This is a genomic window from Jatrophihabitans endophyticus (genome assembly GCF_900129455.1).
In the GTDB taxonomy this organism is placed as follows: Bacteria; Actinomycetota; Actinomycetes; order Mycobacteriales; family Jatrophihabitantaceae; genus Jatrophihabitans; species Jatrophihabitans endophyticus.
Genome location: NZ_FQVU01000001.1, coordinates 512,263 through 524,098, shown reverse-complemented (window position 1 = coordinate 524,098; position 11,836 = coordinate 512,263). Strand labels below are relative to the sequence as shown.

12 protein-coding genes and 2 tRNA genes are annotated in these 11,836 nt (G+C 73.0%); 8 read left to right on the top strand and 6 right to left on the bottom strand.

The window, feature by feature from the left end:
• Positions 1–10 precede the first annotated feature (10 nt).
• A complete protein-coding gene (cimA, locus tag BUE29_RS02440) occupies positions 11–1,594 on the top strand; it encodes a citramalate synthase (protein ID WP_073385424.1) in 1,584 nt (527 codons plus the stop codon).
• Here cimA and BUE29_RS02435 read toward each other — a convergent pair.
• Positions 1,591–2,055, bottom strand: coding sequence for a hypothetical protein (locus BUE29_RS02435; protein WP_143167939.1), 465 nt, complete (start codon positions 2,053–2,055; stop codon positions 1,591–1,593). The two genes, cimA and BUE29_RS02435, sit on opposite strands and share 4 nt — an antisense overlap.
• Before the next feature lie 106 nt (positions 2,056–2,161).
• Here BUE29_RS02435 and BUE29_RS02430 point away from each other — a divergent pair, with 106 nt between their 5' ends.
• The 7 genes from BUE29_RS02430 (at position 2,162) to BUE29_RS02400 (ending at position 7,410) form a co-directional block, all read left to right on the top strand.
• Positions 2,162–2,962: a fumarylacetoacetate hydrolase family protein gene (locus tag BUE29_RS02430; RefSeq protein ID WP_073385420.1), complete on the top strand. Its 801-nt coding sequence runs from the start codon at positions 2,162–2,164 to the stop codon at positions 2,960–2,962.
• A complete protein-coding gene (gene gltX, locus BUE29_RS02425) occupies positions 2,959–4,413 on the top strand; it encodes a glutamate--tRNA ligase (protein WP_073385418.1) in 1,455 nt (484 codons plus the stop codon). Before BUE29_RS02430 ends, gltX begins: the two co-directional genes overlap by 4 nt.
• Before the next feature lie 58 nt (positions 4,414–4,471).
• Positions 4,472–5,368: an alpha/beta fold hydrolase gene (locus BUE29_RS02420; RefSeq protein ID WP_159440817.1), complete on the top strand. Its 897-nt coding sequence runs from the start codon at positions 4,472–4,474 to the stop codon at positions 5,366–5,368.
• A 29-nt stretch (positions 5,369–5,397) separates the two neighbouring features.
• Positions 5,398–5,874 (top strand): SRPBCC family protein, encoded by a 477-nt coding sequence (locus tag BUE29_RS02415; protein ID WP_073385416.1) that lies wholly within the window; start codon positions 5,398–5,400, stop codon positions 5,872–5,874.
• A gap of 91 nt (positions 5,875–5,965) precedes the next feature.
• Positions 5,966–7,150 (top strand): acyl-CoA dehydrogenase family protein, encoded by a 1,185-nt coding sequence (locus tag BUE29_RS02410; RefSeq protein WP_073385413.1) that lies wholly within the window; start codon positions 5,966–5,968, stop codon positions 7,148–7,150.
• Positions 7,151–7,244: 94 nt separating this feature from the next.
• Positions 7,245–7,316 (top strand) — tRNA-Gln (locus BUE29_RS02405).
• Between the two features lie 21 nt (positions 7,317–7,337).
• Positions 7,338–7,410: transfer RNA gene (locus BUE29_RS02400), tRNA-Glu, on the top strand.
• 392 nt (positions 7,411–7,802) lie between these two features.
• Here BUE29_RS02400 and BUE29_RS02395 read toward each other — a convergent pair.
• The 5 genes from BUE29_RS02395 to BUE29_RS02375 are packed head-to-tail and all read right to left on the bottom strand — an operon-like array spanning position 7,803 to position 11,822.
• On the bottom strand, positions 7,803–8,171 hold the full coding sequence (locus tag BUE29_RS02395) for a hypothetical protein (protein WP_073385410.1): 369 nt from the start codon (positions 8,169–8,171) through the stop codon (positions 7,803–7,805).
• Positions 8,172–8,217: 46 nt separating this feature from the next.
• Entirely contained in the window at positions 8,218–9,414 is a 1,197-nt protein-coding gene (locus BUE29_RS02390) for a 4-hydroxybenzoate 3-monooxygenase (RefSeq protein ID WP_073385408.1), read from the bottom strand.
• Positions 9,411–9,989 carry a protocatechuate 3,4-dioxygenase subunit alpha gene (pcaG, locus tag BUE29_RS02385; RefSeq protein WP_234971316.1) on the bottom strand — a complete coding sequence of 193 codons (579 nt, stop codon included), beginning with the start codon at positions 9,987–9,989 and terminating at the stop codon, positions 9,411–9,413. Before pcaG ends, BUE29_RS02390 begins: the two co-directional genes overlap by 4 nt.
• Positions 9,986–10,768, bottom strand: a complete 783-nt coding sequence (gene pcaH / locus BUE29_RS02380) for a protocatechuate 3,4-dioxygenase subunit beta (RefSeq protein ID WP_073385405.1) — start codon at positions 10,766–10,768, stop codon at positions 9,986–9,988. The genes pcaG and pcaH overlap by 4 nt, the downstream gene beginning before the upstream one ends.
• 46 nt (positions 10,769–10,814) lie before the next feature.
• Positions 10,815–11,822 (bottom strand): NAD(P)/FAD-dependent oxidoreductase, encoded by a 1,008-nt coding sequence (locus BUE29_RS02375; RefSeq protein ID WP_073385402.1) that lies wholly within the window; start codon positions 11,820–11,822, stop codon positions 10,815–10,817.
• Between the last annotated feature and the right edge of the window lie 14 nt (positions 11,823–11,836).

The window sequence follows — 11,836 nt, the reverse complement described above, 5'->3', positions numbered from 1 at the left end:
AGGAGAACGCATGCAGACCGACGAGTTCCACGTCTTCGACACCACGCTGCGCGACGGCGCGCAGCGCGAGGGCATCACGTACTCGGTCGCGGACAAGCTGGCCGTCGCCCGGCTGCTCGACCAGATCGGCGTCGGATTCGTGGAGGGCGGATGGCCCGGTGCGCTGCCCAAGGACACCGAGTTCTTCGCGCGGGCGGCGGCCGGCGAGCTGTCGCTGCGCCACGGCGTCCTCGTCGCCTTCGGCGCCACCCGCAAGGCCGGCGTGCGCGTGGAGGACGACCCGCAGGTGCGCGCGCTGCTCGACTCGCAGGCGACGGTCGTCACGCTCGTCGCCAAGTCCGACGTCCGGCACGTCGAGCGCGCGCTCCGCACCACGCTGGAGGAGAACCTCGCGATGGTGCGCGACACCGTCGCCTTCCTGCGTGCCGAGGGGCGCCGCGTCTTCGTCGACTGCGAACACTTCTTCGACGGCTACCACCACGACCCCGAGTACGGGGTCCGTGTCCTCGACGTCGCCGCCTCGGCCGGGGCGGACGTCGGGGTGCTGTGCGACACGAACGGCGGCATGCTCCCGATGGGCGTGCACGACATCGTGTCGGACGTGCGGCGTCGCGCCGGCATCCGGCTCGGTATCCACACCCAGGACGACACGGGTTGCGCAGTGGCCAACACCCTGGCCGCCGTGGATGCCGGCGCGACGCACGTACAGGGCACGGCCAACGGGTACGGCGAGCGGGCCGGCAACGCGAACATCTTCAGCGTGATCGGCGGTCTCGTCACCAAGATGGGTCACGACGTCCTGCCCGACGGCTGCCTGACGGAGCTGCAGCGGGTGTCGCACGCGATCGCCGAGATCGCGAACCTGGCTCCCGACACGCACGCGCCCTACGTGGGGGCGGCGGCCTTCGCGCACAAGGCGGGGCTGCACGCGTCGGCGATCAAGGTCGACCCCGAGCTGTACAACCATCTCGACCCGTCACGGGTCGGCAACGACCAGCGCATCCTGGTCACCGAGATGGCCGGCCGGGCCTCGGTCGAGCTCAAGTCCGCGGAGCTCGGCGTCGACGTCACGGGCCGGCCTGACGTCGTCGGCACGGTCGTGGAGCGGGTGAAGGAGCGCGAGGCGGCCGGTTGGTCCTACGAGGCCGCCGACGCCTCGTTCGAGCTCCTCCTGCGCGACGAGCTCGACGGCGCCAGCGAGCCGTTCACCGTCGAGTCGTACCGGGTCATCATCGACCGCCGCGAGGACGGCAGGCTCGTCAGCGAGGCGACGGTCAAGCTGCACGCCGCGGGCAGCCGCGTCATCTCGACCGAGGAGGGCAACGGCCCGGTCAACGCCCTCGACCGCGCCCTGCGCAAGGCGCTCGAACGTGCGTACCCGCAGCTGGCCAAGATGGAGCTCACCGACTACAAGGTGCGCATCATGCCGGGACGCCACGGCACCGATGCGGTGACCCGCGTGCTGATCGAGACCTCCGACCACGAACGCGAATGGACCACCGTCGGCGTGCACGGCAACGTCATCGAGGCGTCGTGGCTGGCGCTGCACGACGCCGTGCGCTTCGGATTGCTGCGCAGCGCGGGCAGCGTCTAGCGCGGCGAGGGGGAGGGACGCCGCGGAGTGGCGGCCGGCCGCGGCGAGGTGCGCGCCATGGTCGCGAGGACGCACGTCTCGCACGAGTGCGTGCAGCCGCTGCCGTGCCCGTCGCGGGCACACGGGTCGTCGGGCACGTGCAGCTCGGTCGGGTCGTGGTCGTGCCCGCACCCGCACATCGTGTCGCCCTGGGCCCGCACGGCCGCCTCGATCGCGGCGTCGAGCTCCGCGTCGGCGCTGTGCGTGGCGTCCTGGCGAAGCGAGCTGGCCATGCCCCAGGCCATGAGTCCGAGCAGCACGGCCACGAGCAGCGCGACGACCACGAACGCCTTGAGCAGGGCGGTCGTCGCGCCGGTGGCGGCGACCGCGCCGATGGCCACGAAGAGCACCGCGAACAGACCCAGCGTGGCGGCGGCCTGCCGCCTCCTGCGCGCGGGAACACGCGACAACGAGCTACTCACCCCTTGATTATGGCCGACCGCGTCCGCAGTGCGCCGTCGCGGCCCCGCGCCCCCGGCCGGCGGCGGCCCGACAGGCCGTCCCCGGTCGCCGGTAGTCTGGGTCATCGTGCGCATCGCCCGCTTCGTCCATCCCGGCTCGGCCACCGCGACGTCCGGCGTCGCCTGGGGCACCGTCGAGGGGTCGGCCGACGCCGGCCCCGACGAGCTCACCGTCGCCGCGATCGAGGGGCACCCCTTCGGGCCGCTCGCGTTCACCGGTGACCGGTGGGCGTTCACCGACGTCCGGCTGCTGTCACCGTTCCTGCCGAGCAAGGTGGTGGCGCTCGGCAAGAACTACGCCGACCACGCCCAGGAGATGGGCGGCGACGCGCCCACCACGCCGCTGATCTTCCTCAAGCCGTCCACGTCGGTCATCGGCGAGGGCGACTCGATCCGGCTCCCCGCCTCGTCCGACGAGGTCCACTACGAGGGGGAGCTCGCCGTCGTGATCGGCACCCCCGCCCGCCACGTCACCCGGCAGGCCGCGCTCGACCACGTCTTCGGCTACGCCGTCGCCAACGACGTCACCGCCCGCGACCAGCAGCGCAGCGACGGTCAGTTCACCCGGGCGAAGGGCCACGACTCGTTCTGCCCGCTCGGCCCGTGGGTCGAGACCGTGCTCGACCCCGGCGACCTGCGCGTGGTCACGCGGGTCAACGGCGAGATCAAGCAGGACGGCCGGACGAGCCAGATGATCCACGACATCGCCACGCAGATCGCGTTCGTCTCCGGCGTCATGACGCTGCTGCCCGGCGACGTGATCCTCACCGGCACGCCCGCGGGCGTCGGGCCGATCGTCGCCGGCGACACCGTCTCGGTCGAGATCGAGGGCATCGGCACCCTCACCAACCCGGTGCGCACCGCATGAGCGAGACCTCGGCCCGCCCGCCCCGCGTCCGCGTCGCCCCGTCGCCGACCGGCGATCCGCACGTCGGCACGGCGTACATGTCGCTGTTCAACCTCGGCTTCGCCCGCCGCTACGGCGGGCAGTTCGTCCTGCGCATCGAGGACACCGATCGCGCGCGCTTCCGCGCCGACAGCGAGCAGCAGATCTACGACACCCTGCACTGGCTCGGGCTCGACTGGGACGAGGGTCCGGACCGCGGCGGGCCCTACGCGCCCTACCGTCAGTCCGAGCGGCTCGACACCTACCAGCCCTTCGTCGATCAGCTCCTCGCCGACGGTCACGCGTACCACTGCTGGTGCAGCCCCGAGCGGCTCACCGAGATGCGCGAGCAGCAGCGGGCGAGGAAGCTGCCGACGGGGTACGACCGGTTGTGCCTCGGCAAGTCGGCCGAGGAGCGCAAGGCGCTCGGCGGCACCGTCGACACGCCGGTCGTGCGCATGCTCGTCCCCGACGACGCGCCGCTCACCTTCGTCGACGTCGTCCGCGGCGAGGTGTCGGCGCCCCGGCCGGACGACCAGGTCGTCCTCAAGGCCGACGGCTTCCCGACCTACCATCTGGCCGTGGTGGTCGACGACCACCTGATGGGCATCACCCACGTGGTGCGCGGCGAGGAGTGGATCTCCTCGACCCCGAAGCACCTGCTGCTCTACCGCTGGCTCGGCTTCGAGACCCCGGCGTTCGCGCACATGCCGCTGCTGCGCAACACCGACAAGTCCAAGATCTCCAAGCGCAAGAACCCGGCGGCACGGCTGAGCTGGTTCGTGGAGCAGGGCTACCTGCCCGAGGCGTTGCTGAACTTCCTCGCCCTGCTGGGCTACGGCCCCGCGGACGACTCGGAGATCTTCACCTTCGACCAGTTCAGCGCCAGCTTCGACTGGGCGCGCGTGAACACCGTCGGGCCGGTGTTCGACCTCGCCAAGCTGGACTGGCTCAACGGCCACTACATCCGCGAGCTCGCGCCCGCCGATCTCGCCGCGCGACTGACCCGGCAGTGCGAGCTGGCCGGGCTGCCCGCCGACGCCGAGCTCGTCACGGCGGCGACACCGCTGGTGCAGGAGCGCATCCAGACCCTCGCGCAGGGCGCCGACATGCTGCGGTTCCTGCTCGTCGACGGGGCGGACTTCGTCGTGGACGAGGCCGCCGCGGCCAAGCAGTTGGGCGAGAAGGGCGCGCCCGTGCTCGCCGCCGCCCTCGCGGCGCTCGACGACGTCACCGACTGGACGACCGACGCGATCGAGGCGGCGCTGCGCTCGGCGCTCGTCGACGGCCTCGAGCTCAAGCCGCGGCACGCCTACGGCCCGGTCCGGGTCGCGGTCACGGGCAGCACGGTCTCCCCGCCGCTGTTCGAGTCGCTGGAGCTTCTCGGGCGCGACCGGTCGCTGGCCCGGCTGCGGGCCGCCGCCAGGAGCTGACCGGTAGGTGTGACGCGGTGGTGTGAAGGCTCGGTGTGAGCCGGGTAACACAGTCGCCGTGAGCACGAGCCTGCCGGCCGCCGTCCCGACCGTCCGGTCCCGCGATGCGGTCCCGGGCGTGCACTACGTGGTGACGGGCGAGGGCACCCGGACGGTCGTCCTGCTGCACGGTTTCGCCGACAACCTGACCACGTGGTCGCGGCTGGTCGGCCCGCTGGCGGTCGACGCCCGGGTCGTCGCGATCGACCTGCCCGGTTTCGGGCGCAGCGAGCGCGGCTTCCCGACTCCGCTGCTCGACGGGTACGCCGACGTCGTGCGCAACGTGCTCGACGCCGAGGGGGTCGACTGGCCCGTCGCGCTGGTCGGCAACTCCATGGGCGCGGCGGTGGCCACGGTGTTCGCCGACCGGTTCCCCGACCGCACCGACCGCGTCGTGCTGATCGACATGCCGGGCCTGCGCGGCGTGCCGCGGCTGTGGCGCATGGCGCTGTCGCGGCCGGTCGAGTTCGGGATGCGGGCCACGCTCGGCGCGGTCGGCCACCGCTCGGCCGCCTGGACGCTCGGCGCCGCCTACCGGGTCGTCGCGGCCGCCGACCCACGCCGCATCGACCTGCTCGCCCGCGAGGGCTTCGCCACCCCGTACTCGCGGCGGGGGAGCGTGCCCGACCTGCTGCCGATCGGGCGCGCGCTGCTCACCGACCTCGCCGCGGCCGGCCTCGCCGACGTCGTGGGCGAGCTGCGGGCGCCCGCGTTGGTCGTGTTCGGCTCGCGCGACATCCTCACGCCGTCGCGGGTGCTGCGCCGTATCGGCCGCGAGGGCGGGGCCGTGGTCATCCCGGGCTGCGGTCACTGCCCGCAGCTCGACCAGCCCGCCCTGCTGCTCGAGCACATCGGGCCGTTCCTGCACGCGACGGCCGCGGAGCAGGGCGAGCCGGAGCACGCCGCGACGGCCTGACCGCCGGCAGAAGCGCTACCGTGCGGGTCATGGCTGACGCCGCCGTGCCGATGCAGCGCTCGCGCACCTTCCCCGTCACCGTCGAGGCCGCCTTCGACGCCGTGCTGGTCCTGCCGCTGGAGCAGCTGTTCGACCGACGCTGGGGGCCGCTGCCCCCGATCCGGGGCACCGCGGGTCAGCAGGGCGCGTGGGGGACGGTCGGGCAGAGCCGCACCATCCACCTCGCCGACGGCGGGACGATGTGCGAGGAGCTCACCCGGGTGCAGCGGCCCGAGACCTTCGCCTACACCATCACCGACGTCACCGGGCCGATGCGCGCACTCGCGGCGTGGGTCGAGGGTCGATGGGACTTCGCGGCGGCCGGCACCGGCGTGCGCGTCACGTGGGCCTGGACGGTCCACCCGCGGACGGCGGCGACGGCGGCGCTGCTGCCGCTGTTCGCCCGGGCCTGGCAGGGCTACGCGCGGCAGGCGCTGGACCGGCTCGAGGACGTGCTCGTCCCGTGACGGCGTAGCCCTCGACCGCCGACCGTGACGGTATTACTGTCATCGTCAAGTGCTGACATCATCACTGTCAACGTTCTGCGGAGGATCGTCGATGAGCAACGCCACCGTGCCCGCCTGGAGCGACGAGGACGTCGAGGCCTTCCGGGATCTCGCGAACACCTTCATGACCAAGGAGTGCGCCCCGAACGAGGAGCGGTGGGCCCAGCAGCAGCACATCGATCGCGAGACCTGGCGCAAGGCCGGTGAGCTGGGTCTGCTCTGCCCGTCCGTGCCCGAGGAGTACGGCGGCGGCGGGGGAAGCTTCGCGCACGAGGCCGTGATGATGGAGGAGCAGGCGCGCACGCTGTCGCCGAGCCTCGGCACGTCGGTGCACAGCACGATCGTCGCCCACTACCTCAACGCCTACGGCACCGAGGAGCAGAAGCGGGCCTGGTTGCCGCGCATGGCCACCGGCGAGCTCGTCGGGGCCGTTGCGATGACCGAGCCGGGCACCGGGTCGGACCTGCAGAGCGTGACCACCAAGGCCATCCGGACCGGCGACGGTGCCGACGCGCACTACGTCCTGGACGGCGCCAAGACCTTCATCACCAACGGCTACCTGGCCAACCTGATCGTGGTGGTGGCGAAGACCGATCCCGCGGACCGCGCCAAGGGCATCTCGCTGATCGTCGTCGAGACCGACGACGCCGACGGTGCCGACGGGGTCGTCGACGGCTTCAGTCGCGGGCGCATCCTGCGCAAGATCGGCATGCACGGCCAGGACACCGCCGAGCTGTTCTTCGACGGCGTGCGCGTGCCCGCGGCCAACCTGCTCGGCACCGAGGAGGGGCAGGGGTTCGTCCAACTCATGCAGCAGCTGCCGCAGGAGCGGCTGGCGATCGCGGTCGCGGCCGTCGCGGCGATCGAGGTGTCGCTCGAGCACACGCTGCGCTACACCAAGGAGCGGCACGCGTTCGGCCGACCGGTGTTCGCCTTCCAGAACTCGAAGTTCAAGCTCGCCGAGATGGCCACGACGGCCAAGATCGCCCGGGTGTTCCTCGACGACTGCATCGCCAAGCACGTCGCCGGCGACCTCGACATCCCGACCGCCTCGATGGCGAAGTGGTGGACGACGCAGATGCAGTGCGACGTGGCCGACGAGTGCCTGCAGCTGTTCGGCGGCTACGGCTACATGCAGGAGTACCCGATCTCGCGCATGTTCACGGACTCGCGCATCCAGAAGATCTACGGCGGCACCAACGAGATCATGAAGGAGATCATCAGCCGGTTCCTGTGACCCGGCGCGGCGGCGGTACCGGTTTTGTGACCGGTCGCGGGCGTCCGGTAGAGTCTGTTCCCGGCCCGGCGGACAGTTCGCAGGGTCCGACCCATGGGGTATGGGGTAATTGGCAGCCCGGCTGATTCTGGTTCAGCTAGTCTAGGTTCGAGTCCTGGTACCCCAGCGCAGTACAGGAAGTTTCTGGGGCCCCGTCGTCTAGTGGCCCAGGACGCCGCCCTCTCAAGGCGGTAGCGCCGGTTCGAATCCGGTCGGGGCTACGCACGCGGGCCCTCCGTCACCACGGAGGGTCCGCTTTCTCGTGTGTGGGGACGGTCGATCGCGTCGTCTCGCCGTTGGCCCGCGCCGCGAACGCGGGACGAAGGTCGTCGATGACGTGACCGGTGGCCCTTGCCGATCGTGATCAGACGAGGGGAAAGATCTTGGGCCGACCTCTTGTTGCCCCTGCGTGAAGCCGGTTAGACTGGCTCCAGGCAGTTCGGCGCGGCGAATCGGGGGATCTGCACGCGTCGGCCTCGGACCCAGTTTCTGGCCCGTGTCTGTGTGATCGCGTCTCCGCTACCGGGGGGATGCGTCGAGATCGCTCGATCGCGCAGCCTGCCGCCTACTTTTTCCGGCGGGCGGCCCCCAGCGCATCGCCCCGCCCGTCGGGTCACCCGACCTCGAATCCGCCGGCCCCTTCGGCCACCGCCCAGTGCCACAACGCCACCGGCGCGTCCAGGTCGACCGTCTCCACGCTCGTGATGTCCGCGCCGAGCACGTCACGCCAGGACGTGCCCGGGTCCTCGTGACCGGTGAGAGCGCGCTCGGAGGTCACCGGCAGCAGCGACTCCGCGGTGCCGTTCGTCCACGGCGCGTGCTCGGGAGCCGTGCGCGGCCGCAGCCGCAGCGCCCCGCCCGTGCGCTTGCGCAGTCCGGTGAGCTCGGCGGCGAGCTGCTCGGCACCGGCGCCGGAGTCGTCCTCCGGCAGCAGGAAGAAGTCGGCGCCGGCGACACGGACCTTGACCGCTGCGAGTCCCATCCGCCCGATCCTGCCATCCGGGCGCGACGGGCGGGCAGCCGTCCGGTCACAGGCCGGCGAAGCGACCCGTGTAGCCCTCGGCGAGGTAGCGGCGTCCCGCCTCGGAGGCGACGACCGAGCGCAGCTCGGCCAGCTGGCGCCGGGCGTCGAACTCGCTGCCGCCGGGCGTGCGGTGCAGCAGCGAGGTCAGCCAGTACGAGAAGTGTTGTGCGCGCCAGACGCGTTCCAGCGCGCGGGGCGCGTACCGGTCGAGGATGTCGAGGTCGCCCGCGCCGAGCGCGGCCGCGACGACCTCGGCCAGCCCCCGGACGTCGGCGAGGGCGAGGTTGAGTCCCTTCGCGCCGGTCGGCGGGACGGTGTGCGCCGCGTCGCCGGCGAGCAGCAGGGTGCCGTAGCGCATCGGCTCGCAGACGCTGCTGCGGAAGCGCAGGACGGCCTTGTCGGTCACCGGGCCCTCCCGCAGCGCGAAGCCGTCGTCGCCGGCCACCCGGGCCTGCAGCTCGGCCCAGATGCGTTCGTCGGGCCAGGCGTCGACGTCCTCGTCCGGATCGCACTCGAAGTAGAGCCGCTGCACGCTGGCCGTGCGCTGGCTGACCAGGGCGAAGCCGCGCTCGGAGCGCGCGTACACGAGCTCCGGCGCGCTCGGCGGGGCGTCGCACAGGATCCCGAACCACGCGTAGGGGTACTCGCGCACCACCTGCTCACGCAGCGTCTCGGGCACCAGCGAGCGGCACGTGCTGCGCGAGCCGTCGGCACCCACCACGACGCGGGCCCGGACCTCGCACTCGACCCCGGCGGCATCGGTGAACAGCACGCCCGGCCGGTCACCGGTCACGTCCACGACCTCGGTGTCGGCGACGTCGAAGCGGACGTCGCCGCCGTCGCGCTCCCGGGCGTCGGCGAGGTCGACGAACACGTCGGTCTGCGGGTACAGCGTGACCGTCGCGTCGACGAGCTCGCGGAAGTCGATGCGATGGCTGGCCCCGCCGAAGCGCAGCGCGATGCCCTCGTGGACGCTGCCCTCGCGCAGGACGCGGTCGGACACGCCGCTGTCGACGAGCAGGGCCACGCTGTCGGCCTCGAGGATCCCCGCCCGTGCCGTCAGCTCGATCTCGCGGCGGCTGCGGTGGTCCACGACGACGCTGTCGATCCCCTCGCGGGCGAGCAGGTGCGAGAGCATGAGCCCGGCCGGGCCGGCGCCGACCACGGCCACCGCCGTGTCGGTGCGGCGGCGCCCCGTCACCGGGGCGGGCGGTGGTCGAGGAAGACCGTCTCGGGACGGTCGCCGCCCCCCTGCAGCACGACGTCGAAGACGTAGCCGCCGGGTTCGGGGGCGGCCACGAGCGTGGCGCGCCGGTCCGGGTCGACGGCCGAGAGCAGCGGGTCGGTCGCCGCCGCCTCGCCGGGCAGGTAGACGCGGGTGAAGAGCGCGTCGAGCAGGCCCCGGGCGAAGACCGTCAGGGCGAAGAACGGGGCGGCCGCGTCGAGCGCGCCGGGGACGACGGTGGTGAACGCGTAGTGCCCCGTCCCGTCGGTCGCGGCCCGCCCCCACCCGGTGAAGGTGTGCCCGTCGCGCCGCAGCGAACCGGGCGCGCCCACCGCGGCGCCGTCCGGGCCGGCCTGCCACAGCTCGAGCAACGCGTCCGGGACGCCCTCGCCGGCGCCGTCCAGCACCCGGCCGTGCAGGCGGATCGCGCCGGGGTGATCGGCGGGCACGAGATCGGGGCCGCCGTCGTAGGGCAGCGCGATTCCGAAGAACGGCCCGACCGTCTGGCCGGGGGTCGGTGGCAGCCGGCGGTCGGCGTCGGCGCCGGTCACTGCTCGGTCCAGGTGCGGCGGCTGCCGGTGAGGACGATGTCCCAGCGGTAGCCCGTGGCGGTCTCGGGGATCGTCACGTCGTGGTCGTAGCTCGCGACGAGCTGCTCGCGCACGGCCGGGTCGGTGATCGACTGGTAGATCGGGTCGAGCGGGAAGAGCGGGTCGCCCGGGAAGTACACCTGGGTGACGAGCCGCGACGTGAACGCGGTGCCGAACAGCGAGAAGTGCACGTGCGCGGGGCGCCACGCGTTGCGGTGGTTGCGCCAGGGGTAGGGCCCGGGCTTGATCGTCACGAACCGGTAGGTGCCGTCGTCGTCGGTGAGGCAGCGACCGGTGCCGGTGAAGTTCGGGTCCAGGGGAGCGGGGTGCTGGTCGCGGGCGTGCGCGTAACGACCGGCCGAGTTGGCCTGCCACACCTCGACGAGCTGGTTGCGCACCGGTCGGCCGGTGCCGTCGAGCACGCGCCCGGTGAGCACGATGCGCTCGCCCAGCGGCTCGCCCGCGTGGCCGCTGGTCAGGTCGGCCTCGTCGGCGTCGACGTCCGCGGTGCCGAAGACCGGGGCCACGAGCTCGACGCCCTCGGGGTCCACGACGAGCGCCGGCGCGTTCGGGTGGCGCAGCCGGCTGCTGCGGTAGGGCTCGAAGGCGAGCAGCGGCCGGTGCAGCCCGGGTTGCGCCCGGCGGTGCTCGGCCGCGATCTCGCCACTGATGCGGGCCTGGTCGGCGAGCGCCTCGGGGGGTGGGTCGCCGACGAGCGGCGTCGGTTCCTGCGCGGTCACCCCGACGACGTTAGGAGCCGAGCCCGTCGCTGCGCCACCTCCGGCGCTACACCGAGTGCCGATGGCTGGTAGTTGCCGCCACGGTGGCGGCGGCCGCATCGGCGTCGGCGAGCGCGAGATCGGCGTTGATCGCCGCGGCCGCCATCACGCCCTGACCGGCGGCCGTGACCACCTGGGCCATCAGGTCGCTGACGTTGCCGGCCACCCACACACCGTCGACCCGGGTGCGGCCGGTGGGGTCGACGGTGGGGACGTGCTCGCCCAGCGCGGCCCCGAGCGGGTGCGGGGCCGTGGTCAGCCCCAGGTCGCCCAGCAGCGTCGCGCGCGAGACCGCGCGGGGAGCCACGGCGAGGGCGTCCCGCTCGACGACGGTGCCGTCGGTGAGCCGGACCCCGCAGAGCCGGTCGCCGGCGACGACCAGTCCCTCGACCCGCCCCGGGACGACCCGCACGCCGAGCGCGCGCAACCGCGCGGCGTCGGCGTCCTCGAGCTGCGGCCCGGTGTGCGCGAGGACGACGACGTCGGCGCTGAGCTGACCGAACAGCAGTGCGGCGTGGGCCGTCATGGGCCCGGTCGAGAGCACGCCGATCCGCCGGTCCCGGAACTCGTAGCCGTGGCAGTACGGGCAGTGGATGACGTCCCTGCCCCAGCGCTCGGACAGCCCCGGCACGTCGGGGAGCTCGTCGACCAGGCCGGTGGTGACCAGCAGGCGACGGGCGGTCACGGTGGCGGCGGCATCGTCGTCCACGGTGACGCGGAAGCCGGCGTCGCTCCGCTCGACGCCGGTCACCGTGCCGTCGCGCACGACGCCGCCGTAGCGCTCCACCTCGGCGCGGCCCGCGGCGACGAAGTCGGCCGGGGTCATGCCGTCGCGGGTGACGAGGTTGTGGATCCCCCCGGCGGGCCGGTTGCGCTGGGCACCCGCGTCGACGAGGAGGGTGCGCCGGCGCGAGCGGCCGAGGGTGACGGCGCCGCTCAGCCCGGCGGCGCCGCCGCCGATCACCACGACGTCGAAGGAGGTGGGGTCAGCGGCGGTGCCGCGGGTCTCGGTCATGCGCTCCACGGTGC

Excerpts from the sequence above, each read along its gene's own strand:
- cimA (WP_073385424.1), top strand. The coding sequence starts at position 11 with ATGCAGACCGACGAGTTCCACGTCTTCGACACCACGCTGCGCGACGGC.
- gltX (WP_073385418.1), top strand. The coding sequence starts at position 2,959 with ATGAGCGAGACCTCGGCCCGCCCGCCCCGCGTCCGCGTCGCCCCGTCG.
- BUE29_RS02415 (WP_073385416.1), top strand. The coding sequence starts at position 5,398 with ATGGCTGACGCCGCCGTGCCGATGCAGCGCTCGCGCACCTTCCCCGTC.
- BUE29_RS02410 (WP_073385413.1), top strand. The coding sequence starts at position 5,966 with ATGAGCAACGCCACCGTGCCCGCCTGGAGCGACGAGGACGTCGAGGCC.
- BUE29_RS02395 (WP_073385410.1), bottom strand. The coding sequence starts at position 8,171 with ATGGGACTCGCAGCGGTCAAGGTCCGTGTCGCCGGCGCCGACTTCTTC.
- BUE29_RS02375 (WP_073385402.1), bottom strand. The coding sequence starts at position 11,822 with ATGACCGAGACCCGCGGCACCGCCGCTGACCCCACCTCCTTCGACGTC.